39 protein-coding genes are annotated in these 26,244 nt (G+C 67.6%); 2 read left to right on the top strand and 37 right to left on the bottom strand.

Features of this window, described 5'->3' with window-relative positions; all coding sequences use genetic code 11:
* Positions 1-58 precede the first annotated feature (58 nt).
* Positions 59-796 (bottom strand): hypothetical protein, encoded by a 738-nt coding sequence (locus ACFYZS_RS16760; protein WP_389012300.1) that lies wholly within the window; start codon positions 794-796, stop codon positions 59-61.
* A 221-nt stretch (positions 797-1,017) separates the two neighbouring features.
* Between ACFYZS_RS16760 and coaA the strand changes: the two genes are divergently transcribed.
* Positions 1,018-2,052: a type I pantothenate kinase gene (coaA, locus tag ACFYZS_RS16755; RefSeq protein WP_389012298.1), complete on the top strand. Its 1,035-nt coding sequence runs from the start codon at positions 1,018-1,020 to the stop codon at positions 2,050-2,052.
* Between the two features lie 24 nt (positions 2,053-2,076).
* On the top strand, positions 2,077-3,027 hold the full coding sequence (locus ACFYZS_RS16750) for a DUF389 domain-containing protein (RefSeq protein ID WP_389012295.1): 951 nt from the start codon (positions 2,077-2,079) through the stop codon (positions 3,025-3,027).
* 67 nt (positions 3,028-3,094) lie between these two features.
* On the opposite strand, the gene glmM is transcribed toward ACFYZS_RS16750, so the two are convergent.
* From glmM to rpsJ, 36 genes are all read right to left on the bottom strand, one after another.
* Positions 3,095-4,453 (bottom strand): phosphoglucosamine mutase, encoded by a 1,359-nt coding sequence (gene glmM / locus ACFYZS_RS16745; protein WP_389012292.1) that lies wholly within the window; start codon positions 4,451-4,453, stop codon positions 3,095-3,097.
* A 133-nt stretch (positions 4,454-4,586) separates the two neighbouring features.
* On the bottom strand, positions 4,587-5,102 hold the full coding sequence (gene rpsI, locus ACFYZS_RS16740) for a 30S ribosomal protein S9 (RefSeq protein ID WP_030154718.1): 516 nt from the start codon (positions 5,100-5,102) through the stop codon (positions 4,587-4,589).
* Positions 5,103-5,144: 42 nt separating this feature from the next.
* Positions 5,145-5,588, bottom strand: a complete 444-nt coding sequence (gene rplM / locus ACFYZS_RS16735; RefSeq protein WP_030154717.1) for a 50S ribosomal protein L13 — start codon at positions 5,586-5,588, stop codon at positions 5,145-5,147.
* Positions 5,589-5,819: 231 nt separating this feature from the next.
* Complete coding sequence (locus ACFYZS_RS16730) at positions 5,820-7,076, bottom strand: glycosyltransferase family 87 protein (protein ID WP_389012288.1); 1,257 nt, start codon at positions 7,074-7,076, stop codon at positions 5,820-5,822.
* Positions 7,077-7,143: 67 nt separating this feature from the next.
* Positions 7,144-8,763: an ABC-F family ATP-binding cassette domain-containing protein gene (locus ACFYZS_RS16725; protein ID WP_389012285.1), complete on the bottom strand. Its 1,620-nt coding sequence runs from the start codon at positions 8,761-8,763 to the stop codon at positions 7,144-7,146.
* A gap of 53 nt (positions 8,764-8,816) precedes the next feature.
* A complete protein-coding gene (gene truA / locus ACFYZS_RS16720) occupies positions 8,817-9,668 on the bottom strand; it encodes a tRNA pseudouridine(38-40) synthase TruA (RefSeq protein ID WP_030154712.1) in 852 nt (283 codons plus the stop codon).
* A 102-nt stretch (positions 9,669-9,770) separates the two neighbouring features.
* Positions 9,771-10,235: a 50S ribosomal protein L17 gene (gene rplQ, locus ACFYZS_RS16715; RefSeq protein WP_215023458.1), complete on the bottom strand. Its 465-nt coding sequence runs from the start codon at positions 10,233-10,235 to the stop codon at positions 9,771-9,773.
* Positions 10,236-10,335: 100 nt separating this feature from the next.
* Entirely contained in the window at positions 10,336-11,358 is a 1,023-nt protein-coding gene (locus tag ACFYZS_RS16710) for a DNA-directed RNA polymerase subunit alpha (protein ID WP_007265920.1), read from the bottom strand.
* Between the two features lie 141 nt (positions 11,359-11,499).
* Positions 11,500-11,904: a 30S ribosomal protein S11 gene (gene rpsK, locus ACFYZS_RS16705; protein ID WP_003956432.1), complete on the bottom strand. Its 405-nt coding sequence runs from the start codon at positions 11,902-11,904 to the stop codon at positions 11,500-11,502.
* Positions 11,905-11,958: 54 nt separating this feature from the next.
* Positions 11,959-12,339, bottom strand: coding sequence for a 30S ribosomal protein S13 (rpsM, locus tag ACFYZS_RS16700; protein ID WP_007265919.1), 381 nt, complete (start codon positions 12,337-12,339; stop codon positions 11,959-11,961).
* 199 nt (positions 12,340-12,538) lie between these two features.
* Positions 12,539-12,652: a 50S ribosomal protein L36 gene (gene rpmJ, locus ACFYZS_RS16695; protein ID WP_003956441.1), complete on the bottom strand. Its 114-nt coding sequence runs from the start codon at positions 12,650-12,652 to the stop codon at positions 12,539-12,541.
* A gap of 73 nt (positions 12,653-12,725) precedes the next feature.
* Entirely contained in the window at positions 12,726-12,947 is a 222-nt protein-coding gene (gene infA / locus ACFYZS_RS16690; RefSeq protein WP_003956442.1) for a translation initiation factor IF-1, read from the bottom strand.
* A 140-nt stretch (positions 12,948-13,087) separates the two neighbouring features.
* On the bottom strand, positions 13,088-13,924 hold the full coding sequence (map, locus tag ACFYZS_RS16685) for a type I methionyl aminopeptidase (protein ID WP_030154708.1): 837 nt from the start codon (positions 13,922-13,924) through the stop codon (positions 13,088-13,090).
* 119 nt (positions 13,925-14,043) lie between these two features.
* Positions 14,044-14,691, bottom strand: a complete 648-nt coding sequence (locus tag ACFYZS_RS16680; protein WP_389012281.1) for an adenylate kinase — start codon at positions 14,689-14,691, stop codon at positions 14,044-14,046.
* Positions 14,691-16,004 carry a preprotein translocase subunit SecY gene (secY, locus tag ACFYZS_RS16675; RefSeq protein WP_030298219.1) on the bottom strand — a complete coding sequence of 438 codons (1,314 nt, stop codon included), beginning with the start codon at positions 16,002-16,004 and terminating at the stop codon, positions 14,691-14,693. Before secY ends, ACFYZS_RS16680 begins: the two co-directional genes overlap by 1 nt.
* A 188-nt stretch (positions 16,005-16,192) precedes the next feature.
* Entirely contained in the window at positions 16,193-16,648 is a 456-nt protein-coding gene (gene rplO / locus ACFYZS_RS16670) for a 50S ribosomal protein L15 (protein WP_030154704.1), read from the bottom strand.
* 2 nt (positions 16,649-16,650) lie between these two features.
* A complete protein-coding gene (rpmD, locus tag ACFYZS_RS16665; RefSeq protein WP_005313525.1) occupies positions 16,651-16,833 on the bottom strand; it encodes a 50S ribosomal protein L30 in 183 nt (60 codons plus the stop codon).
* Positions 16,833-17,435 (bottom strand): 30S ribosomal protein S5, encoded by a 603-nt coding sequence (gene rpsE / locus ACFYZS_RS16660; protein WP_048476518.1) that lies wholly within the window; start codon positions 17,433-17,435, stop codon positions 16,833-16,835. The genes rpmD and rpsE overlap by 1 nt, the downstream gene beginning before the upstream one ends.
* Positions 17,436-17,480: 45 nt before the next feature.
* Positions 17,481-17,864 carry a 50S ribosomal protein L18 gene (gene rplR, locus ACFYZS_RS16655; RefSeq protein ID WP_030008471.1) on the bottom strand — a complete coding sequence of 128 codons (384 nt, stop codon included), beginning with the start codon at positions 17,862-17,864 and terminating at the stop codon, positions 17,481-17,483.
* Positions 17,865-17,866: 2 nt separating this feature from the next.
* A complete protein-coding gene (gene rplF, locus ACFYZS_RS16650) occupies positions 17,867-18,406 on the bottom strand; it encodes a 50S ribosomal protein L6 (protein ID WP_030154703.1) in 540 nt (179 codons plus the stop codon).
* A 20-nt stretch (positions 18,407-18,426) separates the two neighbouring features.
* Positions 18,427-18,825 (bottom strand): 30S ribosomal protein S8, encoded by a 399-nt coding sequence (gene rpsH, locus ACFYZS_RS16645; RefSeq protein WP_007265911.1) that lies wholly within the window; start codon positions 18,823-18,825, stop codon positions 18,427-18,429.
* Between the two features lie 223 nt (positions 18,826-19,048).
* Positions 19,049-19,234 carry a type Z 30S ribosomal protein S14 gene (locus ACFYZS_RS16640; protein ID WP_003956452.1) on the bottom strand — a complete coding sequence of 62 codons (186 nt, stop codon included), beginning with the start codon at positions 19,232-19,234 and terminating at the stop codon, positions 19,049-19,051.
* 5 nt (positions 19,235-19,239) lie between these two features.
* The gene (gene rplE, locus ACFYZS_RS16635) at positions 19,240-19,791 is read right to left on the bottom strand and encodes a 50S ribosomal protein L5 (protein ID WP_030154702.1); all 552 of its coding nucleotides are present in this window, start codon (positions 19,789-19,791) and stop codon (positions 19,240-19,242) included.
* Positions 19,791-20,114: a 50S ribosomal protein L24 gene (gene rplX / locus ACFYZS_RS16630; protein ID WP_030154701.1), complete on the bottom strand. Its 324-nt coding sequence runs from the start codon at positions 20,112-20,114 to the stop codon at positions 19,791-19,793. The genes rplE and rplX overlap by 1 nt, the downstream gene beginning before the upstream one ends.
* A 2-nt stretch (positions 20,115-20,116) precedes the next feature.
* Positions 20,117-20,485: a 50S ribosomal protein L14 gene (gene rplN / locus ACFYZS_RS16625; RefSeq protein WP_003956455.1), complete on the bottom strand. Its 369-nt coding sequence runs from the start codon at positions 20,483-20,485 to the stop codon at positions 20,117-20,119.
* 101 nt (positions 20,486-20,586) lie between these two features.
* Positions 20,587-20,868, bottom strand: a complete 282-nt coding sequence (rpsQ, locus tag ACFYZS_RS16620) for a 30S ribosomal protein S17 (RefSeq protein ID WP_030026328.1) — start codon at positions 20,866-20,868, stop codon at positions 20,587-20,589.
* Positions 20,868-21,092, bottom strand: coding sequence for a 50S ribosomal protein L29 (rpmC, locus tag ACFYZS_RS16615; RefSeq protein WP_008739703.1), 225 nt, complete (start codon positions 21,090-21,092; stop codon positions 20,868-20,870). Before rpmC ends, rpsQ begins: the two co-directional genes overlap by 1 nt.
* Positions 21,092-21,511: a 50S ribosomal protein L16 gene (gene rplP, locus ACFYZS_RS16610; protein ID WP_112447745.1), complete on the bottom strand. Its 420-nt coding sequence runs from the start codon at positions 21,509-21,511 to the stop codon at positions 21,092-21,094. The genes rpmC and rplP overlap by 1 nt, the downstream gene beginning before the upstream one ends.
* Before the next feature lie 5 nt (positions 21,512-21,516).
* Positions 21,517-22,356, bottom strand: coding sequence for a 30S ribosomal protein S3 (gene rpsC, locus ACFYZS_RS16605; protein WP_007265905.1), 840 nt, complete (start codon positions 22,354-22,356; stop codon positions 21,517-21,519).
* Positions 22,356-22,703, bottom strand: a complete 348-nt coding sequence (gene rplV / locus ACFYZS_RS16600) for a 50S ribosomal protein L22 (RefSeq protein WP_007265904.1) — start codon at positions 22,701-22,703, stop codon at positions 22,356-22,358. Before rplV ends, rpsC begins: the two co-directional genes overlap by 1 nt.
* A gap of 43 nt (positions 22,704-22,746) precedes the next feature.
* Positions 22,747-23,028 (bottom strand): 30S ribosomal protein S19, encoded by a 282-nt coding sequence (gene rpsS / locus ACFYZS_RS16595; protein WP_030154697.1) that lies wholly within the window; start codon positions 23,026-23,028, stop codon positions 22,747-22,749.
* Between the two features lie 12 nt (positions 23,029-23,040).
* Complete coding sequence (gene rplB / locus ACFYZS_RS16590) at positions 23,041-23,877, bottom strand: 50S ribosomal protein L2 (RefSeq protein WP_030154695.1); 837 nt, start codon at positions 23,875-23,877, stop codon at positions 23,041-23,043.
* A 39-nt stretch (positions 23,878-23,916) separates the two neighbouring features.
* A complete protein-coding gene (rplW, locus tag ACFYZS_RS16585) occupies positions 23,917-24,240 on the bottom strand; it encodes a 50S ribosomal protein L23 (RefSeq protein ID WP_030298212.1) in 324 nt (107 codons plus the stop codon).
* Complete coding sequence (rplD, locus tag ACFYZS_RS16580; RefSeq protein WP_030026322.1) at positions 24,240-24,890, bottom strand: 50S ribosomal protein L4; 651 nt, start codon at positions 24,888-24,890, stop codon at positions 24,240-24,242. The genes rplW and rplD overlap by 1 nt, the downstream gene beginning before the upstream one ends.
* A gap of 5 nt (positions 24,891-24,895) precedes the next feature.
* Positions 24,896-25,540 (bottom strand): 50S ribosomal protein L3, encoded by a 645-nt coding sequence (gene rplC / locus ACFYZS_RS16575; protein ID WP_007265899.1) that lies wholly within the window; start codon positions 25,538-25,540, stop codon positions 24,896-24,898.
* Between the two features lie 14 nt (positions 25,541-25,554).
* The gene (gene rpsJ, locus ACFYZS_RS16570; protein WP_003948644.1) at positions 25,555-25,863 is read right to left on the bottom strand and encodes a 30S ribosomal protein S10; all 309 of its coding nucleotides are present in this window, start codon (positions 25,861-25,863) and stop codon (positions 25,555-25,557) included.
* Positions 25,864-26,244 lie beyond the last annotated feature (381 nt).

The following is a 26,244-nucleotide window of genomic DNA, read 5'->3' as shown; positions in this document are numbered from 1 at the left end:
GACGAAAAACCCGCCCCGGCGAAATGCGCCGGAGCGGGTTGACGCATGTTTCGAACGGTCAGCCGAGCTTCTTGGTCTGGATCTCGACGACGGCCTTCGGCTGCTCGGCGGAGCCGCTCGGGCTCACGGCCGAGAAGGTGGCGATGATGTTGCCCTTGCGCACGACCACGAGCTCCGTGGAAGCCTTCTCGCCGTCCACGTCCGCCACGGCGGTGTAGGCGAGCGCCTCGTCGCCCGCGGTGACCGCGGCGCCCGGGACCACCTTGGAGATCTTGAGGGAGTCGCCGGCCTGGCTGCCGGTGTAACCGCCGGCGCAGGCCGTGGCCGCGGCCTTGACGGAGGCGAAGGCCGCGTCGGCGCCCTTGCCCTCGTACGAGGCGAGGGCGATGGACGTGACGGTGGCGCCCAGGACGTCGCCCGCGGACTTCGGCAGGGCGACCGCCTTGGTGCCCGCCCTGCCCACCGGGGTGCCGACCGGGGCCGTGGACTGCGCCTTGACCAGCGGCAGGCACTCGGGCTTGTCGCTCCCGGCGCTCGCCGCCGCCGCGAGTTCGGCCGGGGTGGCCGCCCGGACCGCGTGGGTCGGCAGCTCGGCCTGCGTCACCAGCAGCGCGACCAGCTCGGCGTCGGTCTTCGCCTTCGCCGCCGGCGCCGCCGACGTCGCCGCGCCGGAGGGGGTCGGCGTGGCGCCGCCCACCTTGTCGTCCGCCTTGTCGGAACCACAGGCGGTGGACAGCAGGACCAGGGAGACCGCGGAAGCGGTCAGGACGGAACGACGGACAAGGGTGCTACGCACGAAGGATCTCCCCCAGAGAACACACCAATGAAAAGGGCGGCGGCCTGCAAAAAGACCGCAACGCCCGGGCAAATCTACGGGGCGATCCGATCAAGGTCCGCGCCTTTTCCGCGGCATGCCGCCAATCGTGACCGGGGCGATACCCTCCGCACCCGCCCGGCCCCGCACCACGTGACCGACCCCACCACCCACAACCGGCCCCGAGCCACGACAATGGCCCTGTGATCACTTCGCCGCCACGAAGCACGCAACCGGACAGCGCGACGGAGCGCCCCGAACGCCCCGAGCGACCCCACCGCCGGGCCGAGGTCTCCCCGTACGTCGACCTCACCCGCGACGAGTGGAGCGCGCTGCGCGAGCGGACCCCGCTGCCCCTCACCGCCGAGGAGGTCGAGCGGCTGCGCGGTCTCGGCGACGTCATCGACCTCGACGAGGTCCGGGACGTCTACCTGCCGCTCTCCCGCCTCCTCAACCTCTACGTCGGCGCCACGAGCAACCTGCGCGGCACCCTCAACACCTTCCTCGGCGACGCCGGCAACGGCCACGGCGCCCAGCAGGGGACCCCGTTCGTCATAGGGGTCGCCGGCTCCGTCGCCGTCGGCAAGTCCACCGTGGCCCGCCTGCTCCAGGCCCTGCTCGCCCGCTGGCCCGAGCACCCGCGCGTCGAGCTGGTCACCACCGACGGCTTCCTCTACCCCATGAAGGAGCTCCAGCGGCGCGGGCTGACCTCCCGCAAGGGCTTCCCGGAGTCCTACGACCGGCGCGCGCTCACCCGCTTCGTCGCGGACATCAAGGCGGGCAAGGACGAGGTCAGCGCCCCGGTCTACTCGCACCTGATCTACGACATCGTCCCCGGCGAGAAGCTCGTCGTGCGCCGCCCGGACATCCTGATCGTCGAGGGGCTCAACGTCCTGCAGCCGGCCCTGCCCGGCAAGGACGGCCGCACGCGCGTCGCGCTCGCCGACTACTTCGACTTCAGCGTGTACGTGGACGCCCGGCCCGAGGACATCGAGCGCTGGTACCTCAACCGGTTCCGGAAGCTGCGCGAGACCGCGTTCCAGAATCCTTTCTCCTACTTCCGCAAGTACACCCAGGTCTCCGAGGAGGAGGCCATGGAGTACGCGCAGACGATGTGGCGCACGATCAACAAGCCCAACCTGCTGGAGAACGTCGCGCCCACCCGCGGCCGCGCCACGCTCGTCGTCCGCAAGGGCCCTGACCACAAGGTCCAGAAGCTCAGCCTCCGCAAGCTCTGACCCCCTCGCCACTAGGGTGCGGCCATGCTGCACCTGCGGTTGATCACGCCGGGCGACCGGACCGACGCCGTGGTCTCGGCCATCGAGTCGATGGTCGGCACCACCCATCTGGTCGTCCTGCCGGGCGCCGCCCGCGAGCCCCGCGGCGACCTGGTGCTGTGCGACGTCGCCCGGGAGGCGGGGGACGAGCTGCTGCGCAAGCTGCGGGAGCTCAGCATCGAGCGGGACGGCTCGATCGCCGTCGAGAACATCGACCTCGTCCTGTCGCGGCGGGCCGAGGCGGCCGAGGAGGAGGCCCCGGGCGAGGCGGCCGACGCGGTGCTGTGGGAGCAGCTGACCGAGGTCACCCACGAGGAGTCCACGCTCAGCATCACGTACGCCGCGTTCATGATCCTCGCGACGATGATCGCGGCCTGCGGCGTGGTGCTGGACAACGCCGTCCTGATCGTGGGTGCGATGGCGGTCGGCCCCGAGTTCGGGCCGCTCGCGGGCGTCTGCACCGCGGTCGTGCAGCGCGAGCCGCGGCACGCCCTGCGCTCCCTGGGCGCGCTGCTGATCGGCTTCGTCTCGGCGATCATCGCCACCACCGTGTTCAGCCTGGGGATGGACGCGATCGGGCAGTTCCACGCGGAGATGCTGGAGCGGCCCCGCCCCAACACCGGCTTCATCTGGCAGCCGGACCCGCTGTCCTTCGTGGTGTCGGTGCTCGCGGGCATGGCGGGCGTACTGTCCCTGACCTCCGCCAAGTCGGGGGCGCTGGTCGGCGTGGCCATCTCCGTGACCACCGTCCCGGCCGGCGCGAACGCCGCCGTGGCCCTCAGCTACGGGGACCTCGCCCAGATGTGGGGATCGGTCGAGCAGCTGCTGATCAACCTGGGCGGGATCATGCTGGCCGGTGTCCTGACCCTGTACGGACAGAAGGCGCTGTGGCGGACCCAGCGCGGCCGCTGGTCCCGCCGCCCCAAGACCACCTGAGCGGTCCCGGGAACGCCGTCGGCCCCGCCCCCTGATCGAGGGGGCGGGGCCGAGCGGTGGAACAGGACTAGCCGAGCGCCGACTTCACGGCGTCCGCCAGCCGGCCGGCGACCGCGCGGGCCTGCTCGATGTCGGCGGCCTCGACCATCACCCGTACGAGCGGCTCGGTACCGGACGGACGGAGCAGCACGCGCCCGGTGGTGCCCAGCTCGCGCTCGGCGTCGGCGACGGCCGCGGCCAGCTCGCCGGAGGTCGCGACCCGGGACTTGTCCACGTCCGGGACGTTGATCAGCACCTGCGGCAGCCGCCGCATGACGCCCGCGAGCTCGGCGAGCGAGCGGCCCGTGGCCGCGACGCGCGCCGCGAGCAGCAGGCCGGTGAGCGTGCCGTCGCCGGTCGTCGCGTGGTCGAGGATGATCACGTGGCCCGACTGCTCGCCGCCGAGCGCGTAGCCGTTCTCCTTCATCGACTCCAGCACGTACCGGTCGCCGACACCGGTCTGCACGACGTCGATGCCTTCGCCCTCCATGGCCAGCTTGAAGCCGAGGTTGGACATCACGGTGCCGACGACGGTGTTGCCGCGCAGCTGCCCGGCCTCGCGCATGGCCAGGGCCAGCACCGCGAGGATCTGGTCGCCGTCGATCTCGGCGCCGGTGGCGTCGACCGCGAGGCAGCGGTCCGCGTCGCCGTCGTGCGCGATGCCGAAGTCGGCGGAGTGCTCGACCACGGCCTGCTTGAGGAGTTCCAGGTGGGTGGAGCCGCAGCCGTCGTTGATGTTGAGGCCGTCGGGCTCGGCACCGATGGTGACGATCTCGGCTCCCGCCCGGGTGAAGGCCTCGGGCGAGACGCGGGCGGCCGCGCCGTGCGCCTCGTCCAGGACGATCTTGAGGCCTTCGAGGCGGTTGGGGAGGACCCCGATGAGGTGCGCGACGTACTTGTCGAAGCCCTCGTCGTAGTCGGAGACACGGCCGACGCCGGCGCCGGTGGGCCGGTCCCAGGGGGCGCCGGTGCGGTGCTCCTCGTAGACGGCTTCGATCCGGTCCTCGAGCTCGTCGGCGAGCTTGTGGCCGCCGCGGGCGAAGAACTTGATGCCGTTGTCGGGCATCGCGTTGTGGCTGGCGGAGAGCATCACGCCGAGGTCGGCACCCAGCGCACCGGTGAGATACGCCACCGCCGGGGTGGGCAGCACACCGACGCGCAGGACGTCCACGCCCGCGCTCGCGAGGCCGGCGACGACCGCGGCCTCCAGGAATTCGCCGGAGGCCCGCGGGTCGCGGCCGACGACCGCGGTCGCGCGGTGGCCCGCGAAGGTGCCCGCCTCGGCGAGTACGTGGGCAGCTGCCACGGAGAGGCCGAGCGCGAGCTCAGCCGTCAGATCCGCGTTGGCGACGCCGCGTACACCGTCCGTCCCGAAGAGTTGTCCCACTGTTGTCCTCCCGAGTTCACACTTCGTTTGTGACCGCTTGTGACATGTATTTGCCGCTTGTGGCGGTAAACGAACCGCCCCGGCAGCACGGAGAGTGCTGCCGGGGCGGTTGTTGCTGAACAGCAGGCGCAGATTAACGCTTGCTGTACTGCGGAGCCTTACGGGCCTTCTTGAGACCGGCCTTCTTGCGCTCGACCGCACGGTCGTCGCGGGAGAGGAAGCCGGCCTTCTTCAGCGCCGGGCGGTTGTTGTCGACGTCGGCCTCGTTCAGGGCACGGGCCACGCCGAGGCGCAGGGCGCCGGCCTGACCGGAGACGCCGCCACCCGCGATGCGGGCGATGATGTCGTAGCGACCGTCGAGCTCAAGGAGCTTGAACGGCTCGTTGACTTCCTGCTGGTGCACCTTGTTGGGGAAGTAGTCCTCAAGGGTGCGACCGTTGATCTTCCACTTGCCGGTGCCCGGAACGATCCGGACGCGGGCGATGGCGTTCTTGCGACGGCCCAGGCCGGCGGCCGGCTGCGGGTCGCCGAAGCGGCCGGCAAGGGACTCGGAGGTGTAGTCGCCCTCGACGACGACCTCAGACTCGGTGGTGTACTCCTCGACGCCCTCGAACTCTTCGACGGGGGTCTCGGCGGTGGTCTCGGCCACGATGCTCCTCAGAATTTTCTACGTCTTAGGGGGTGGCCGGAACTACTGCGCGACCTGGGTGATCTCGAACGGCACCGGCTGCTGGGCAGCGTGCGGGTGCTGGTCGCCCGAGTAGACCTTCAGCTTCGAGAGCATCTGACGGCCCAGGGTGTTCTTGGGGAGCATGCCCTTGACGGCCTTCTCGACGGCCTTCTCCGGGTTGTTCGCCAGGAGGTCGTCGTAGCGCACGGAGCGGAGACCGCCCGGGAAGCCGGAGTGGCGGTACGCCATCTTCTGGGACGCCTTGTTGCCGGACAGGTGAACCTTGTCGGCGTTGATGATGACGACGAAGTCGCCCATGTCCATGTGAGGCGCATAGGTCGGCTTGTGCTTGCCGCGCAGGAGGGCAGCTGCCTGGGTCGCCAGACGGCCGAGGACAACGTCCTGGGCGTCGATGACGAGCCACTGGCGCGAGATGTCGCCGGGCTTGGGGCTGAACGTACGCACGCGTATGCCTTCGCTTCTTCAGTGGTGGTATCCCAAGGGCGCAAGCCCCCACGGGAAGGTCCTGACAGGGTCACCACGGACGATCACGACAGCCCTCGTTCACATCGGGGACGCAACCCGTGTGAACCGCTGGTCATCGGTCCGGTGGACCGGCGTAAGGCCTTTCACGTGAGAATGAGAAAGCCAATACGCATAACAAACCAGCAGGATACCCAAGCAGACCCGTACGGGTCAAAACGCGGTCCGCGATGCCGATTCTGCTGGCGTCGCGGCGCACTCCGGTTCGGTCCTGGGTGGGGACCCCGCAGTTGTTACGGGCTCCAGAGTAACCCGAACCGAGCGCGCCGCACGACGCACCAGCAGGATCGCGAGCCCGCACAGGGTGGCGCAGTCCTTGAACGCGCGCCGTTTGTGGGCCAGCTCGGAGGGCCACGGCACCAGCGCCACCTGGGGCGTCAAGGCCAGCCAGAACCAGGGCGAGCGGGGCATCGACCCCGGCCGCACCGCCGAGGCCAGCAGCAGCGGGAGCACCACCAGCAGGTAGTGGTCGAAGGACGGCCGCGAGACCAGGAATGCGGTGAGCATCACCATGCAGGCCGTCTCCACGAGCCGCAGCTCTCCCCCGTCCGTCTCCTCCCCCGTGCGCCGCCACCGCGTCCAGGCGGCCCACAGCCCGGCCCCGGCCCCCGCGAAGGCCACCAGCACCGCCACCGGCTCCGGCACCCCCAGCCGGGGCAGCACCGCGATGGGCGAGGCGTCCCAGGGCAGCGCGTACGCGTCCTGCCCCTGGAGCAGGAACGGCAGCGTCTTGGTGAAGAACAACGACGGGCTCGGCATCAGCAGCGCGCCCGCCAGCGAGAGCCCCAGCGGCACCAGCACGGCCGCCGCCAGACCCCGCCACCGCCGCGCCATCACGAACACCAGCCCGACCGGCACGAGCATCGGCTTGCAGGCGATCGCCAGCCCGACCACCAGCCCGGCCGCCCCCCAGCGCCGCCGCTGCGCGAGCAGCAGCGCCACCGGCAGCGCGGCCGCCGAGATCGCCGTCCAGTTGCCGATCAGCACGAGGTTCACGTACGGCTTGTAGCCCAGGGCCAGCAGCGGGAACCCGACGACCGCGAAGCGCGAGCGCAGCGGCACCGAGAACATCCGCAGCGCGGCCAGCCACCCGATGCCCAGCAGCCCGGACATCGCCACCGGCAGGCTCCAGCGCAGCACCGGCGTCGGCAGCAGCGCCTCGGGAACGGCCATGAGGACCGCGCTGGGCAGGTACAGGAAGCGCTTGTCCTCGTACGGCGAACCGCCGGCCAACAGCGTCTGCGCCGCCTTGACCACGAAGGCGTTGTCGGAGCCCCAGTTCTCCCGCAGGCTCGTGGAGACGCAGACCCCCAGCACCACCGCGAGGGAGAGGAGCTGCCAGGGCCGGGACGCGGGCCGCAGCAGCCAGTCGAGCAGCCGGTCGGCCAGACGGAGGTCCGCCCGCTTCATGAGCCAGATGCCAGGCCGCAGGCCCACAACGCCTCCCCCTCACTCCGGCCGAGGGGGCGGTCTCCCCCTAGCGCTTCCGCTCGACCCTACGTTCGTCCCAGACGGGTTCCTGAGTCTCTCGCACAACACCGTCGGAACCGAAGACCAGGAAACGGTCAAATGTCCGCGCGAACCACCGGTCGTGCGTGACGCACAGCACAGTGCCCTCGTACGACTCCAGACCGTCCTGGAGGGCCTCCGCGGACTCCAGGTCCAGGTTGTCCGTCGGCTCGTCCAGCAGCAGCGCCGTGGTGCCCGCCAGCTCCAGCAGCAGGATCTGGAAACGCGCCTGCTGGCCGCCCGACAGCCGCTCGAACGGCTGCTCTCCCTGGCGTTCCAGCTCGTACCGGCGCAGCACGGCCATGGCGGGGCCGAGCGGCTTCGCGGCTTCCGTCCACAGGATGTCGACGAGCGTGCGGCCGAACAGCTCGGGGTGGGCGTGCGTCTGCGCGAAGTGACCGGGGACCACCCGGGCGCCCAGCTTGAAATCACCGGTGTGCTTGACGTCCTCGCCGGCCAGCAGCCGCAGGAAGTGCGACTTCCCGGAGCCGTTCGAGCCGAGGACCGCGACCCGCTCCCCGTAGAAGACCTCCAGGGAGAAGGGCTTCATCAGCCCCGTGAGCTCCAGGTTCTCCACGGTCAGCGCCCGCACGCCGGTCCGGCCGCCCTTGAGCCGCATCTTGATGTCCTGCTCGCGCGGCGGCTCCGGGGGCGGGCCGGCCTCCTCGAACTTCTGGAAGCGCGTCTGCATCGCCCGGTAGCGCGAGGCCATGTCGGGGCTGCTCGCCGCCTGGTTGCGCAGCCGCAGGACCAGCGCCTTCAGCCGGGCGTGCTCCTCGTCCCAGCGCCGCTTGAGCTCCTCGAAGCGCGCGAAGCGCTCCTTGCGGGCCTCGTGGTAGGTGTCGAAGCCCGAGCCGTGCACCCATACGTCCGTGCCCGTGGGGCTCGGCTCCAGGCTGATGATCTTCTCGGCGGCCCGGGACAGCAGCTCCCGGTCGTGGGAGACGAAGAGCACCGTCTTGCGGGTGGCCTTCAGCTGCTCCTCCAGCCACCGCTTGCCCGGGACGTCCAGGTAGTTGTCCGGCTCGTCGAGCAGCAGCACCTCGTCCGGCCCGCGCAGCAGCGCCTCCAGTACGAGCCGCTTCTGCTCGCCGCCCGAGAGCGTGCGCACCTCGCGGAACTGGGCGGCGTCGTACGGGATGGCCAGCGCGGCCATGGTGCAGACGTCCCACAGGGTCTCGGCCTCGTAGCCCTGGACGTCGGCCCAGTCGCTGAGCGCCTGCGCGTACGCCATCTGGGCGGCCTCGTCGTCCACCGTCATGATCAGGTGCTCGGCGTGGTCGACGGCCTTCGCCGCCTCCCGGATCCGGGGCTGGGCCACCGAGACCAGCAGGTCCCGTACGGTCGTCTCGTCCCGTACGGAGCCCACGAACTGCGACATCACGCCGAGGCCGCCGCTGACGGTGACCCCGCCGCCGTGCGGCTGGAGCTCACCGGAGACCAGCTTCAGCAGGGTGGACTTGCCGGCGCCGTTCGCCCCGACGAGGGCGACGACCGACCCCTCCCCCACGCGGAAGGAGACGTCGGGGAGCAGGACCCGCCCGTCGGGAAGGTAGTACTCCAGGTGGCTGGCTTCGAGATGTCCCATGCGGGGCATTCTCCCGGTCGCGCGGCGATCCACCCAACCGGGTTACCCGGTGCTCAGCAGCAGCCGGCGCCCGGGAGGGTGCGCATGTTGCGCGCTTCCTTGCTGCGGGCGGCCAGCAGTTCGTCCGCCGGGTAGCCGACCTCCTCCAGGGTGAGCCCGTGCGGCTTCACCACGTGCACCGAGGAGTCCCGTACGGCGGCCCGCAGGACCTTCCCCGGCCAGTCGGTCGGCCGGTGGCCGTCCCCGACGTGCAGCAGGGCGCCGACCAGCGAGCGGACCATGTTGTGGCAGAAGGCGTCGGCGCGGACGGTCGCGGTGACGATCCCGTCCTCGGCGCGCTCCCAGCTGAGCTGCTGGAGGGTGCGGATGGTCGTGGCGCCCTCGCGCTTCTTGCAGTAGGCGGCGAAGTCGTGCTCGCCGAGGAGCGCGGCGGCGGCCTCGTTCATGGCGTCCACGTCGAGCGGCCACTGGTGCCACAGCACGTGCCCGCGGCGCAGCGGATCGACGCCGCCCTGGTGGTCGCCGACGCGGTAGGCGTAGCGGCGCCAGATGGCGGAGAACCGGGCGTTGAAGCCCTCGGGGGCCTCGGCGGCCTTCCACACCCGTACGTCGTGCGGCAGCCGGCCCGCGAGGCGGCGCAGCAGCTTGTCGTGGTGCTCGGCCCACACCTCGTCGCGCACGTCGAACTGCGCGACCTGCCCGCGCGCGTGCACGCCGGCGTCGGTCCGCCCGGCCACGGTCAGCTCGACCGGGTCCGGCAGCCGCATCACGGTCTGCAGGGCCGACTCCAGCTCGCCCTGGACGGTCCGCAGCACGCGCTGCTTCGCCCAGCCGGAGAAGTCCTTCCCGTCGTACGACAGGTCCAGCCGTACCCGGACGTGCCCGGGCTCCACCTCGTCACTCACGTGACCGATCCTCTCAGCTGCGTCTTTCCAACCAATGCAGAACGGGCCCGCCCCGGAGGGGGCGGGCCCGTTCAGAGCCGTTCAGCGTGATCCCGGAGGGGATCAGGCCTCCTTGGTCTCCTCGGCGGCGGGAGCCTCGGCGGCCTCCGCCTCCTTCACGGCGCGCTTGGTGGCGGCCTCGGCCTCACCAGTGGCCTGCTGGGCGACCGTAAGGGCCTCGACCAGCTCGATCACGGCCATCGGGGCGTTGTCGCCACGACGGTTGCCGATCTTGGTGATGCGCGTGTAACCACCGGGGCGGTTCTCGTAGCGCGGGGCGATCTCGGTGAACAGCGTGTGCACGATGCTCTTGTCCGTGATCGTCTGCAGCACCAGGCGACGGTTGTGGATGTCGCCCTTCTTGGCCTTGGTGACCAGACGCTCGGCGTAGGGACGCAGGCGGCGGGCCTTGGCCTCGGTGGTGGTGATGCGGCCGTGCTCGAAGAGCGCCTTCGCGAGGTTCGCGAGAAGGTGCTTCTCGTGCGCGGCGGAACCGCCCAGACGGGCACCCTTTGCGGGACGCGGCATGGTGTTACTCCTTCATATCTGCACCGGCCGTGTCAGGTACCGGTGTCAGTTCCCCCGGGGCGGCTGCCCCGGGAAAGTGCTACGGGATGAGCCCGGAGGCTCAGTACTGCTCGGTCTCGACGAAACCGGCGTCCGCGTCGTCGTCGGCGCCGAAGGCGTCGGCGGCGGCGGTCGGGTCGAATCCGGGCGGGCTGTCCTTGAGGGCCAGGCCCATGCCGGCCAGCTTCGCCTTGACCTCGTCGATCGACTTCGCACCGAAGTTGCGGATGTCGAGCAGGTCGGCCTCGGAGCGGGCGACGAGCTCACCCACGGAGTGGATGCCCTCGCGCTTGAGGCAGTTGTACGACCGAACGGTGAGCTCGAGCTCCTCGATCGGCAGGGCCAGGTCGGCGGCCAGGGCGGCGTCCGTCGGGGACGGGCCCATGTCGATGCCCTCGGCGTCGATGTTGAGCTCGCGCGCCAGACCGAACAGCTCGACCAGGGTCTTGCCGGCGGACGCCATGGCGTCGCGCGGGCGCATGGCCTGCTTGGTCTCGACGTCGACGATGAGCTTGTCGAAGTCGGTGCGCTGCTCGACTCGGGTCGCCTCGACCTTGTAGGTGACCTTGAGGACCGGGCTGTAGATGGAGTCGACCGGGATGCGGCCGATCTCCTGGCCCAGCTGCTTGTTCTGGACGGCGGAGACGTAGCCGCGACCGCGCTCGACGGTCAGCTCCATCTCCAGCTTGCCCTTGCCGTTGAGCGTGGCGAGGACGAGGTCCGGGTTGTGCACCTCGACACCGGCCGGGGGCGCGATGTCGGCAGCGGTGACCAGGCCGGGACCCTGCTTGCGCAGGTACATCACGACCGGCTCGTCGTGCTCCGAGGAGACGACCAGCTGCTTGATGTTGAGGATGATGTCGGTGACGTCTTCCTTGACACCGGGCACGGTGGTGAACTCGTGCAGGACGCCGTCCACGCGGATGCTGGTGACAGCGGCACCCGGGATCGAGGACAGGAGCGTGCGGCGCAGCGAGTTGCCGAGGGTGTAGCCGAAGCCCGGCTCGAGCGGCTCGATCACGAACCGCGAGCGGTACTCGTCGACGACCTCTTCGGTCAGCGAAGGACGCTGAGCGATAAGCATGTGTGTTCCTTCAGTCGTGGACGCCCACTATTTGACGCCCGACGGGTAAAGCCAGGTACTGCAAGGGTACGGGCGGCGCGTCCCCCCGTAGGAGGAACGCACCGCCCGGACACTCAAAGACGCACAGGTGCGTCCGCTGCGTCAGACGCGGCGGCGCTTCGGCGGGCGGCAGCCGTTGTGCGGGGTGGGGGTGACGTCCTGGATCGAGCCGACCTCGAGGCCGGTGGCCTGGAGGGAGCGGATCGCGGTCTCGCGGCCGGAGCCCGGACCCTTGACGAAGACGTCAACCTTGCGCATGCCGTGCTCCTGCGCGCGGCGGGCGGCCGACTCGGCGGCCATCTGCGCGGCGAAGGGGGTGGACTTGCGCGAGCCCTTGAAGCCGACGTGGCCGGCGGAGGCCCAGGAGATCACGTTGCCCGAGGGGTCCGTGATCGAGACGATCGTGTTGTTGAACGTGCTCTTGATGTGGGCGTGCCCGTGAGCGACGTTCTTCTTTTCCTTGCGGCGCACCTTCTTGGCAGCGCCCTGACGACCCTTGGGGGGCATCTAAATCTCCTACGGGAGGTGGTCGGTCCTACAGCGCAAGACCGCTGAACAGGACTACTTCTTGCCCGGCTTCTTCTTACCGGCGATCGCGCGACGCGGGCCCTTGCGGGTACGCGCGTTCGTGCTGGTGCGCTGACCGTGCACCGGCAGGCCACGACGGTGGCGGATGCCCTGGTAGCACTGGATCTCGATCTTGCGGCGGATGTCGCCCTGGATCTCGCGGCGGAGGTCACCCTCGGTACGGAGGTTGGCGTCCACGTACTCGCGGATCTTGACGAGGTCCTCTTCGGCCAGGTCACGAACGCGGGTGTTCGGGTTCACGCCGGTGGAGGCGAGGATCTCCTTGGACCGGGTGCGCCCGATACCGAAGACGTAGGTGAGTGCGATCTCCACGCGCTTTTCGCGCGGGATGTCAACACCGGAAACGCGTGCCATTCAATGGCTCCTGTGTGTTCGGGGGTCTTCCGCAGAACCACTCCCGACCGCCGACCACACCTGATGGGTGGTGGTACGTCCGGGTCCCCGGCCCCCGCCGGAGGTGCCGCCGGCCCTTCTCAGGGCTGGGCGGGCTCTGCGTATGTACGTTTTCTTACGTCGCGCGAAGAACTGCGGAAGGCAGGTCGGTCGGCGTGCGTCAGCCCTGGCGCTGCTTGTGGCGCAGGTTGTCGCAGATGACCATGACCCGACCGTGACGGCGGATCACCTTGCACTTGTCGCAGATCTTCTTGACGCTCGGCTTGACCTTCATGTTGGTGAGGTTCTCCGGGTCAGTGCCACCACCCGCACCGGGACGTGCGCCCAGGCAGGAGTGAGGACAAGATCTACTTGTATCGGTAGACGATCCGGCCACGCGTGAGGTCGTACGGAGACAGCTCCACAACGACCCGGTCATCCGGGAGGATGCGGATGTAGTGCATACGCATCTTGCCGCTGATGTGCGCGAGGACCTTGTGACCGTTCTGCAGTTCCACCTTGAACATCGCGTTCGGGAGGGACTCGATCACGGTGCCCTCGATTTCGATGGCACCTTGCTTCTTGGCCACGCTTCGCCCTTCGAATCGGCTACCTTGATCAGCTCCCTGCTTCGCATGAGGACATGCGGGTGCAAAGGAGCCGACGAGTCAGTCTACGTCAGGGCACCCAGAAAGACGAATCCGGAAAGTTTGCCCCACAGCGTAGATCATTAACCGAGCGGGTCCGGCGCAGTCGTCACGCCGTACTCGGCCAGCTTGGCCTTGCCGCAGTCCGGGCTCGTCAGGACGATGGGCCCGGCCTCGGTCAGGGCGATGGAGTGCTCCCAGTGCGAGGACCAGGTGCCGTCCGTGGTGATGACCGTCCAGTCGTCCGCCAGGACCTCCGTCTGGGGGGTGCCCAGGGAGACCATCGGCTCGATGGCCAGGCAGACGCCCGGGACGAGCTTGATGCCCTTGCCCCGCTTGCGCGAGACGTAGTTCAGCAGGTGCGGGTCCATGTGCATCTCGGAACCGATGCCGTGGCCGCCGTAGTCCTCGATGATCCCGTACTTGCCGGTCGCCGGCCGCGGCTGGCGGCGGATGTAGCCCTCGATCGCCTTGGAGATGTCCACCAGGCGGTTGCCGAGCTTCATCGCGGCGATGCCGGCCCACATCGACTCCTCGGTCACCCGGGAGAGCTCGATCAGCTCCGGAGCGTGCCCGGTGCCCACGAAGGCCGTGTACGCCGCGTCGCCGTGCCAGCCGTCGACGATCGCGCCGGCGTCGATGGAGATGACGTCGCCGTCCTTGAGGACCGTCTTGTCGTCCGGGATGCCGTGGACGACGACCTCGTTCACGGACGTGCAGATCGTCGCGGGGAAGCCGCCGTAGCCGAGGAAGTTCGACTTGGCCCCGGCGTCCGCGATGACCTTGCGCGCGACCATGTCCAGATCCCGCGTCGTGGCGCCCGGCACGGCCGCCTCACGGGTCGCCGCGTGGATGGCGGCGACGACCAGCCCTGCCTCGCGCATCTTCGCGATCTGCTCGGGGGTCTTGATCTGGACCATGGGTAGTGCCTTCCACCTTCGGACTTCGGACTGCGTTCATGCCGGCGTGCCGGTCGTCTCAACAGTAAGGCCGCGGGGTCCTGGGGACACCGCGGCCTTACTGCTCACCACAAGGATCGCTACTTCTTGAGCGCGTCCATCGCACGCTGCGTGACGTCCGCGACCTCGCCGAGGGCGGGGATCGTCACCAGCAGGCCCTGGGCCTTGTAGTAGTCGATGATCGGCTCGGTCTGCGTGTGGTAGACCTCGAGCCGGTTGCGGACGGTCGCCTCGGAGTCGTCGTCGCGCTGGTACAGCTCGCCGCCGCAGGTGTCGCAGACGCCCTCGGCCTTCGGCGCCGCGTACACGACGTGGAAGACGTGCGCCGAGTCGTTGCGGCAGATCCGGCGGCCGGCGATGCGCTTGACGACCTCGTCCTCCTCGACCTCCAGGTCGAGGACGGCGTCCAGCTTCATGCTCGCGGCCTGCAGCATCTCGTCCAGCGCCTCCGCCTGGGAGACGTTGCGCGGGAAGCCGTCCAGCAGGAAGCCGCCCGTGGCGTCCGGCTGCTCCATCCGGTCCTTGGCCATGCCGATGGTGATCTCGTCGGGGACGAGGTCACCGGCGTCCATGAACGCCTTCGCGCGCTGGCCCAGCTCGGTGTTCTGGCTGATGTTGGCCCGGAAGAGGTCGCCCGTGGAGATGTGCGGGATCGACAGGTTCTTCGCAAGGAACGCGGCCTGCGTTCCCTTGCCCGCACCGGGCGGTCCGACGAGGACGATTCGCATCAGCGGAGGAACCCTTCGTAATTGCGCTGCTGGAGCTGGCTCTCGATCTGCTTCACGGTTTCCAGACCCACACCCACGATGATGAGGATGCTCGTCCCGCCGAACGGGAAGTTCTGGTTCGCTCCGAAGCCGGCCAACGCCATCGTCGGCACAAGAGCGATGAGACCCAGGTACAGCGACCCCGGCCAGGTGATCCGGTTGAGCACGTAGCTCAGGTACTCGGCGGTGGGTCGACCGGCGCGGATACCCGGGATGAACCCACCATACTTCTTCATGTTGTCTGCAACTTCCTCGGGGTTGAAAGAAATCGCCACGTAGAAGAACGCGAAGAAGACGATCAGGAGGAAGTAGGCCGCGATGTAGTACGGGTGGTCGCCCTTGACGAAGTGCTTCTGGATCCAGGTGGCCCAGCCGGCGGTCGAACCGCTGAACTGCACGATCAGCGCCGGGATGTACAGCAGCGACGAGGCGAAGATGACCGGGATGACACCGGCCTGGTTCACCTTGAGCGGGATGTACGTCGAGGTGCCCCCGTACGCACGGCGGCCGATCATGCGCTTCGCGTACTGGACCGGAATCCGACGCTGCGCCTGCTCGACGAAGACGACGAGCGCGACCATGGCCAGGCCGACGAGGATGACCACGCCGAACTCGACCCAGCCGTCGGCGATCTTGCCCTGGAGCTTGATCTGCCACAGGGCGCCGATGAAGCCGGCGGCGATCGAGATGAACATCAGGATCGACATGCCGTTGCCGATGCCGCGGTCGGTCACGAGCTCACCGAGCCACATGACGACACAGGTACCCGCGGTCATGGTGACGACCATGACGATGGTGGTGAAGATCGACCGGTTCGGAACGATCTGGCTGGCGACCTGGCAACCCTGGAACAGGGCACCAGTGCGGGCGGTGGCGACGAGGCCGGTGCCCTGCAGGATCGCGAGTGCGACCGTCAGATAGCGCGTGTACTGAGTGATCTTCGCGGTGCCGGACTGACCCTCTTTTTTGAGGTTCTCCAGCTTCGGAATGACCACGGTCAGCAGCTGCAGGATGATGCTCGCCGTGATGTACGGCATGATGCCGAGCGCGAAGATCGTGATCTGCAGCAGCGCACCGCCGCTGAACATGTTGACGAGACCGAAGAGGCTGTTGCTGCTCCCGGCCTGGTCGACACAGATCTGAACGTTCTTGTAGCTCACGCCGGGTACCGGGATGTGGGACCCGAGCCGGAACAGCACGATGATGCCGAGCGTGAAGAGCAGCTTCTTGCGCAGGTCGGGCGTCTTGAACGCCCGGGCGAACGCGGTGAGCACGGTGCCTCCTGCGACCCCCGCGCTACTGCGTCAGAGGTGACGGTCTGAGGGATCGACGAATACGTACAAGCAAAGGTGCAGGCCACCTTACCGGCGACTGCGCCCCCCGTGGAACGACCAACCGGGGATGCCCCATTTGTGAGGCATCCCCGGTCGGGTTTTACTCGCTATTTGTCACAAAGGTCGTCTTAGACGAGCTCGGTGACGGTGCCGCCGGCAGCGGCAATCTTCTCCTTGGCGGAGGCGGAAACGGCGTCAACCGAAACCGTCAGCGCCACGGAGATCTCGCCCTGGCCCAGGACCTTGACGAGGCTGTTCTTGCGCACCGCGCCCTTGGCGACCAGGTCGGCCACCGTGACCTCTCCACCCTCGGGGTAGAGAGCGCCGAGCTTGTCCAGGTTGACAACCTGGAACTCGGTGCGGAACGGGTTCTTGAAGCCCTTGAGCTTCGGCAGACGCATGTGGAGGGGCATCTGCCCACCCTCGAAGCGCTGCGGGATCTGGTAACGGGCCTTCTGGCCCTTCGTACCACGACCGGCCGTCTTACCCTTCGACGCCTCACCACGACCGACACGGGTCTTCGCGGTCTTGGCGCCGGGGGCGGGACGGAGGTTGTGGGCCTTCAGCGGGCTGTTCTCAGCCATGATTAGTCAACCTCCTCAACCGTCACGAGGTGGCGGACGGTGTGAACCATTCCGCGGAACTCGGGGCGGTCCTCCTTGACGACCACGTCGTTCAGGCGCTTGAGCCCGAGCGAACGCAGCGTGTCGCGGTGGTTCTGCTTGCTACCGATGTACGACTTCGTCTGCGTGATCTTGAGGCGAGCCATTAGACACCCGCCCCCGCACGCGCACGGAGCAGAGCCGCGGGAGCGACGTCCTCGAGGGGCAGACCACGGCGAGCCGCGATCTCCTCGGGACGCTGCAGGCCCTTGAGGGCCTCCACGGTCGCGTGCACGATGTTGATCGCGTTGTCGGAGCCGAGCGACTTCGACAGGATGTCGTGAACGCCGGCGCACTCCAGAACGGCGCGCACCGGGCCACCGGCGATAACACCGGTACCGGGGGAAGCAGGCTTCAGCAGGACAACGCCGGCCGCCTTCTCGCCCTGGATCGGGTGCGGGATGGTGCCCTGGATGCGGGGAACCTTGAAGAAGTTCTTCTTGGCTTCCTCGACACCCTTGGCGATGGCCGCGGGAACTTCCTTGGCCTTGCCGTAACCGACACCTACAGTGCCGTCACCGTCGCCCACCACGACCAGCGCGGTGAAGCTGAAGCGGCGACCACCCTTGACAACCTTGGCGACGCGGTTGATCGCGACAACGCGCTCAACGTAAGCGGTCTTCTCGGCGGCAGGGCCACCGTCGCGACCCTTCCGGTCCCGCCGCTCGCCGCCACCGGCACCGCTTCCGCGGCGCTGGGGTCCAGCCATTGGATTACCTCTCTCTGTTACGTCCGTGAGTCCCGGAACCGGGGCTTAGAACTTCAGCCCGGCTTCGCGGGCGGCGTCAGCCAGAGCGGCAATGCGCCCGGCGTATCGGTTGCCACCGCGGTCGAACACGACGGTCTCGACACCCGCGGCCTTGGCACGCTCGGCGACGAGCGCGCCGACAGCCTGGGCCTGCGAGCTCTTGTCGCCTTCGCCACCGCGGATCGAAGCGTCCAGGGTCGACGCGGACGCCAGGGTGTGACCCTGGAGGTCGTCGATGACCTGAGCAACGATGTTGCGGTTGGAACGCGTCACGACGAGGCGCGGACGCTCCGCCGTACCCGAGACGTTCTTGCGGATGCGGATGTGGCGGCGAGCCTTGGCAGCGCGCTTGTACGCGTCGCCCTTGGCGATCTTCACACCGTATGCCATGGCTACTTACCAGCCTTTCCGACCTTGCGGCGGATGACCTCGCCGGCGTACTTGACACCCTTGGCCTTGTACGGGTCGGGCTTCCGCAGCTTGCGGATGTTGGCGGCGACCTCGCCGACCTTCTGCTTGTCGATGCCCTCGACCGAGAACTTGGTGGGCGACTCGACCTTGAAGGAGATGCCCTCGGGCGCCTCGATCAGGATCGGGTGGCTGTAACCAAGCTGGAACTCCAGAGCGGAGCCCTTCGCGGCGACGCGGTAACCGACACCGCTGATCTCGAGAGCCTTGACGTACCCCGTGGTCACACCGGTGATCATGTTCGCCACCAGCGTGCGGGACAGGCCGTGCAGGGCCTTGTTCTGACGCTCGTCGTTGGGGCGGGTGACGTTCAGAACGCCGTCCTCACCCTTGACGATCTCGATCGGCGCGGCGACGGTGTGCGAGAGGAGACCCTTGGGGCCCTTCACCGCGACCGTGCGGCCATCGATGGTGACGTCCACACCGGCGGGAACCTGGATGGGGAGCTTGCCGATTCGCGACATTGCTTTTCCTCCGTTCCCGACTACCAGACGTAGGCGAGGACTTCCCCACCTACGCCCTTCTTGCCTGCCTGCTGGCCGGTCAGGAGACCGTGGGACGTGGAGATGATCGCCACGCCCAGGCCGCCGAGGACCTTCGGCAGGTTGGTGGACTTTGCGTACACGCGCAGACCGGGCTTCGAGATCCGCTTGATGCCCGCGATGGAGCGCTCACGGTTCGGCCCGAACTTCAGCTCGAGGACGAGGTTCTTGCCGACCTCGGCGTCCTCGACCTTCCAGCCGGTGATGAAACCCTCCTGCTTGAGGATCTCCGCGATGTGCGACTTGATCTTGCTGTGCGGCATCACGACGGTGTCGTGGTACGCCGAGTTAGCGTTACGCAGACGGGTCAGCATGTCTGCGATCGGGTCAGTCATGGTCATGAAGTGGCCTTCGGCCTCTCTCGCCGGGGTTTCCTGTATGCGCCATCCCTCTCCCCACTCAGTGGCGGGACGGGTGCGGTGCGGGGACCTACGGCGTAGTAAGTCGTTATGGACGGCGGACGCCCAACCCCACAAGCCTACGGCATGCGGAGCAGGGCACCCACCGACCAGATGCTTACCGAGAGTCTCTGGAACTTCCCAAGTCCTTGCGGACCTGCGGGAATTACCAGGAGCTCTTGGTCACGCCCGGCAGCTCGCCACGGTGAGCCATCTCACGAAGGCAGACGCGGCACAGGCCGAACTTGCGGTACACGGAGTGGGGGCGACCGCAGCGCTGGCAGCGGGTGTACGCACGCACACCGAACTTGGGCTTGCGGGCAGCCTTCGCGATGAGAGCCTTCTTCGCCATCTCGCTTACGCCTCCTTGAAGGGGAAGCCGAGGTGACGAAGGAGCGCGCGGCCCTCAGCGTCGTTGGTCGCCGTGGTGACCACGGTGATGTCCATACCCCGGGTACGGTCGATCTTGTCCTGGTCGATCTCGTGGAACATGACCTGCTCCGTGAGACCGAAGGTGTAGTTGCCACGGCCGTCGAACTGCTTCGGCGACAGACCACGGAAGTCACGGATACGCGGCAGCGCGAGCGACAGCGTACGGTCCAGGAACTCCCACATGCGGTCACCACGGAGGGTGACGTGGCAGCCGATCGGCTGACCCTCACGCAGCTTGAACTGCGCGATGGACTTGCGGGCCTTCGTGACGGCCGGCTTCTGACCGGTGATCGTCGTCAGGTCGCGGATGGCGCCGTCGATCAGCTTGGAGTCGCGGGCGGCGTCGCCCACACCCATGTTGACCACGATCTTCACGAGACCGGGGATCTGCATGACGTTCTCGTAGGAGAACTCCTCACGCAGCTTGCCCGCGATGTCCTCGCGGTACTTCGTCTTGAGACGCGGAGTGGTAGCCATCAGATGTCCTCACCCGTCCGCTTGGCAACGCGGATCTTGTTGCCCTCGTCGTCGAAGCGGAAACCGACGCGGGTAACGACCTTCTGGCCGTCCTTCTCCACAACCAGCTGAACGTTGCTGACGTGGATCGGGGCCTCGGTGATCACAATGCCACCGGCCTGCGAACCACCAGCGGTCTGACCGGCCTTGGTGTGCTTCTTGACCCGGTTGACACCCTCGACGAGGACGCGGTTCTCGCTGGGCATGGCCGCGATGACCTTGCCCTGCTTGCCCTTGTCCTTACCGGTGATGACCTGGACCAGGTCGCCCTTCTTGATCTTCATGCTTACAGCACCTCCGGCGCGAGCGAGATGATCTTCATGAACTTCTTCTCGCGCAGCTCACGGCCCACGGGGCCGAAGATACGGGTGCCACGAGGGTCGCCGTCGTTCTTGAGAATGACAGCGGCGTTCTCGTCGAAGCGGATGTACGAGCCGTCCTGGCGGCGGCGCTCCTTGACGGTGCGAACGATGACCGCCTTGACGACGTCACCCTTCTTCACGTTGCCACCGGGGATCGCGTCCTTGACGGTGGCGACGATGACGTCACCGATGCCCGCGTAGCGGCGACCCGAACCACCGAGAACACGGATGCAAAGGATCTCCTTGGCACCAGTGTTGTCGGCGACACGCAGTCGCGACTCCTGCTGGATCACGTCTATCTCCTGATTTGTCTGCCGGTTCCCGGCGAGGGGTCCGTCACCGGAACCCCTCGCCGAGCCTGGCGGAACTGACCTGAGGGAAACCCCTCAGGTGATTACTTGGCCTTCTCGAGGATCTCGACGATGCGCCAGCGCTTGCTCGCCGACAGCGGACGCGTCTCCATGATGAGGACGCGGTCGCCGACGCCGGCAGCGTTCTGCTCGTCGTGAGCCTTGAGCTTGTTCGTACGGCGGATGACCTTGCCGTACAGCGCGTGCTTGACGCGGTCCTCGACGGCGACGACGACGGTCTTGTCCATCTTGTCGCTGACGACGAGACCCTCACGGGTCTTGCGGAAGCCGCGCTCGTTCGTCTCAGTCACGTTCTTCTCGCTCATCAGGCGCTCTCCACCGTCTCGATACCGAGCTCACGCTCGTGCATCAGGGTGTAGATGCGAGCGATGTCCTTACGGACGGACTTGAGCCGGCCGTTGTTCTCCAGCTGACCCGTGGCCGCCTGGAAGCGGAGCTTGAACAGCTCCTCCTTGGCCTCGCGCAGCTTGCCAACGAGCTCCTCGTTGCCGAGCTCACGCAGCTCGGACGCCTTGGTTCCCGTCGCCATCACGACTCACCTGCCTCGCGCCGAACAATCCGGCACTTCATCGGAAGCTTGTGAGCAGCGCGGGTGAGCGCCTCACGAGCAATCTTCTCGTTCGGGTAGGACAGCTCGAACATGACCCGGCCCGGGTGCACGTTCGCGATCCACCACTCAGGAGAACCCTTACCGGAACCCATGCGGGTTTCGGCCGGCTTCTTCGTCAGCGGACGGTCCGGGTAGATGTTGATCCAGACCTTGCCGCCACGCTTGATGTGACGGGTCATCGCGATACGAGCCGCCTCGATCTGGCGGTTCGTCACGTAGGCGGGGGTGAGCGCCTGGATGCCGTACTCGCCGAACGAGACCTCAGTACCGCCCTTGGCCATACCGCTGCGCTTCGGGTGGTGCTGCTTGCGGTGCTTGACCCTACGAGGGATCAGCATGTCGGTCAGGCCTCCGTTCCGGTGCTCTCGGCCGGAGCGGCGGCGGGAGCGTCGGCCTTGGGGGCCTCGGCACCAGCAGCCTGCTGCGGCTTGCGGCCACCACGGCCGCCGCGCTCGCCACCACGGCCACCACGGCCGGCGGGACGGTCGCCAGCGCCGGCACCACGGGCCGGGCGGTTACCCGCACGGGCCGCAGCGTTCTCGGCGCGAACCTCGGCGATGTTCTTGACGTCGCCCTTGTAGATCCAGACCTTCACACCGATACGGCCGAAGGTGGTCTTGGCCTCGAAGAAGCCGTAGTCCACGTTCGCGCGCAGCGTGTGCAGCGGCACACGACCCTCGCGGTAGAACTCGGAGCGGGACATCTCGGCGCCGCCGAGGCGACCGCCACACTGGATCTTGATGCCCTTGGCGCCGGCCTTCATCGTGCCCTGCATGCTCTTGCGCATGGCACGACGGAAGGAGACGCGGGAGGAGAGCTGCTCGGCAACGGCCTGGGCAACCAGCTGAGCGTCGAGCTCGGGGTTCTTGACCTCGAGGATGTTCAGCTGGACCTGCTTGCCCGTGAGCTTCTCGAGGTCACCGCGGATGCGGTCGGCCTCGGCGCCACGGCGGCCGATGACGATGCCCGGACGAGCGGTGTGGATGTCCACACGCACGCGGTCACGGGTGCGCTCGATCTCAACCTTCGAGATGCCGGCGCGCTCCATGCCGGACGTCATCATCCGACGGATGGCGACGTCTTCCTTGACGTAGTCCTTGTACAGCTTGTCGGCGTACCAACGCGACTTGAAGTCGGTGGTGATGCCGAGCCGGAACCCGTGCGGGTTTACCTTCTGGCCCATTACCGGGAACCTTCCTTGCTGCTGACGACCACGGTGATGTGGCTGGTCCGCTTGCGGATCCGGTAGGCACGGCCCTGGGCACGCGGACGGAACCGCTTCAGGGTCGGGCCCTCGTCCACGTACGCCTCGCTGATGACCAGCGTGGAGGCGTCCGGGTGGTTGTAGTTGTGTGCGGCGTTGGCAATGGCGCTGTCCAGCACCTTGCCGACCGGCACGCTCGCGGCCTGCGGGGCGAAACGCAGGACCGCCTGAGCCTCCGTGGCATCCATGCCACGGATAAGGTCCACCACGCGGCGGGCCTTCATGGGCGTGACGCGGATGTACCGCGCCTGGGCCCTGGCTTCCATGGTTGTCCCTTCGGTGTAAGTCATAGTCGTTACCACCCCGCCTTTAGCGGCGCTTCGACTTCCGGTCGTCCTTGACGTGGCCGCGGAAGGTGCGAGTCGGCGAGAACTCGCCGAGCTTGTGGCCGACCATCGACTCGGTGACGAACACCGGGACGTGGGTCTTGCCGTTGTGCACCGCGATGGTGTGACCCAGCATGGCCGGGATGATCATCGAGCGACGGGACCAGGTCTTGATGACGTTCTTGGTACCAGCTTCGTTCTGAGCGTCCACCTTCTTCACGAGGTGTCCGTCGACGAAGGGTCCCTTCTTGAGACTGCGCGGCATCTAAACCCGCTCCTAGCGCTTCTTGTTCGTCTTGCGGCGGCGGACGATGTACTTGCTCGAAGCCTTCTTCGGCGAGCGAGTACGACCCTCCTTCTGACCCCACGGGGAGACCGGGTGACGACCACCGCTGGTCTTGCCCTCACCACCACCGTGCGGGTGGTCAACCGGGTTCATCGCGACACCGCGGACGGAGGGGCGAACGCCCTTCCAGCGCATGCGGCCGGCCTTGCCCCAGTTGATGTTCGACTGCTCGGCGTTGCCGACCTCGCCGACCGTCGCGCGGCAGCGCGCGTCGACCAGGCGGATCTCACCGGACGGCATACGAAGGTGGGCCATCGTGCCCTCCTTCGCCAGCAGCTGCACGGAGGCACCCGCGGAACGGGCGAACTTGGCGCCACCACCGGGACGGAGCTCGATCGCGTGGATCGTGGTACCGACCGGGATGTTGCGGAGGGCCAGGTTGTTGCCGGGCTTGATGTCGGCCGTGGGGCCGTTCTCAATCCGGTCGCCCTGGTTCAGACCGCGGGGAGCGATGATGTAGCGCTTCTCGCCGTCCGCGTAGTGCAGGAGCGCGATGCGCGCAGTGCGGTTGGGGTCGTACTCGATGTGCGCGACCTTGGCCGGCACGCCGTCCTTGTCGTGACGACGGAAGTCGATCACGCGGTAGGCGCGCTTGTGTCCACCACCCTGGTGGCGAACAGTGATCCGACCGGTGTTGTTACGGCCGCCCTTGCTGTGCAGCGGGCGAACCAGCGACTTCTCCGGCGTGGACCGCGTGATCTCGACAAAGTCGGCGACGCTGGAGCCACGACGGCCCGGGGTCGTCGGCTTGTACTTGCGGATACCCATTTCTCAGTCCTCGTCCGATTCCGGACGACTAGACCTCCGTTAGGAGGCCTGGCCGCCGAAGATGTCGATACGGTCGCCCTCAGCGAGGGTCACGATGGCGCGCTTGGTGTCAGCGCGCTTGCCGAAACCGGTCTTGGTGCGCTTGCGCTTACCCTGACGGTTGATCGTGTTGACCCCGGTGACCTTGACCGAGAAGACCGCCTCGACGGCCTGCTTGATCTGGGTCTTGTTGGCGCCGGGCGCGACGATGAACGTGTACTTGTTCTCGTCCAGCAGCGCGTAGCTCTTCTCCGAGACAACCGGCTTGATCAGCAGGTCGCGCGGGTCAGTGAAGGTCTTGCTGGTAACGGTCGCCTCAGACATCAGGCGTCGCTCCCTTCGGTCTCGTCGGCCTTGGGGCCAGACACGAAGGACTCCAGCGCGGCCTGGGTGAAGACCACGTCGTCAGAGACGATCACGTCGTACGTGTTCAGCTGGCCCGGCTCCAGGATGTGAACCTGGGGCAGGTTGCGGGCGGACAGCCACGCGGCCTCGTCGGCGCGCTCGACGACCAGGAGCAGGTTCTTGCGCTCCGAGATCTTGCCGAACAGCGTCTTGGCGGCCTTCGTGGAGGCGGCACCCTCGACCACGCCGGTGACGACGTGGATGCGGGAGTGACGCGCACGGTCCGACAGGGCACCGCGGAGGGCGGCGACCTTCATCTTCTTGGGGGTCCGCTGCGAGTAGTCACGCGGCTGCGGGCCGTGGACGACGCCACCGCCGGCGAACTGCGGAGCGCGGGTCGAACCCTGACGGGCGCGGCCGGTGCCCTTCTGGCGGTAAGGCTTCTTGCCACCACCACGGACTTCGCCACGGGTCTTCGTCTTGTGCGTGCCCTGACGGGCAGCAGCCAGCTGAGCGACGACGACCTGGTGGATCAGCGGAACGCTGGTCTTCGCGTCGAAGATCTCCGCGGGGAGCTCGACGGTACCGGCCTTGTCGCCTGCCGGCGAAAGGATGTCAATGGTGCTCATTAACCTCAAGCCCCCTTGGCCGCGGTACGGACCAGGACGAGGCCGCCGTTCGGACCGGGGACTGCGCCCTTGATGAGGAGCAGACCCTTCTCCGCGTCTACCGCGTGGATGGTCAGGTTCTGGGTGGTGACGCGCTCGTTGCCCATACGACCAGCCATGCGCATGCCCTTGAAGACACGCCCAGGGGTGGCGCAGCCACCGATCGAACCGGGGGAGCGGTGCTTGCGCTGCACACCGTGACCGGCGCCGAGGCCCCGGAAGTTGTGCCGCTTCATGACACCGGCGAAGCCCTTGCCCTTGCTGTTGCCCGTGACGTCAACCTTGACGCCGGACTCGAACACCTCGGCAGTGATCTCCTGGCCGAGCGTGTACTCGCTGGCGTCGGAGGTGCGGAGCTCCACCAGGTGGCGGCGGGGGGTCACGTCGGCCTTGGCGAAGTGGCCCTTGAGGGGCTTGTTCACCTTGCGCGGGTCGATCTCGCCGAAGGCGATCTGGACCGACTCGTAGCCGTCGATGTCGTTCGTACGGACCTGGGTAACGACGCAGGGCCCGGCCTTGACGACGGTCACCGGGACGACACGGTTGTTCTCGTCCCAGACCTGGGTCATGCCGAGCTTCTCGCCCAGGACGCCCTTGATCTGCTTTGCCATCTTCTCGACGCCTCTCAGAGCTTGATCTCGATGTCAACGCCGGCCGGAAGGTCCAGGCGCATCAGCGAGTCAACGGTCTTGGGCGTCGGGTCGAGGATGTCGATCAGGCGCTTGTGCGTGCGCATCTCGAAGTGCTCGCGCGAGTCCTTGTACTTGTGCGGCGACTTGATGACGCAGTACACGTTCTTCTCAGTGGGCAGCGGCACCGGGCCTGCGACCGACGCACCAGTGCGGGTCACCGTCTCGACGATCTTCTTCGCCGAGGAGTCGATGACCTCGTGGTCGTAGGCCTTGAGCCGGATGCGGATCTTCTGTCCCGCCATGGCTACTCCGTAGTCCTGTCTGTTGTGGAAACGCTCTGGCCCTCGGGCGGCTGTGGATCTCTCCACCGCTTCTCTCCGACCCACGCGGTCGGGCGTGTCGCACTCCCTCTACAGAAAATTCCCATACGGAAATTCCCTCGTCCAAGGGGGTGCGGTCCCAAGACCGCGGTTCGGGGGAGAAACACCCACCGAGCGCCTGGCGGGCACCGTGCTGACGCTTCCCAGAAGATTCCCGTACGTCCGCCCCATTGCTGCCCCGAAAGGCAGATAAAGGCGACGAGTACTGTGGGACTCGCTTCCGGTCCTCCCGGCGGGAGGCGCGCAGCATCGGCACTCAGCCGAGCAACTTGAGTAGTCTGCCATACAAGACACGTACTGCGC

Source organism: Streptomyces sp. NPDC001903 (assembly GCF_042891345.1).
Taxonomy (GTDB): Bacteria; Actinomycetota; Actinomycetes; order Streptomycetales; family Streptomycetaceae; genus Streptomyces.
Note: the sequence above shows the minus strand (reverse complement) of the source record. Positions and strands in the feature narration are given on the sequence as shown.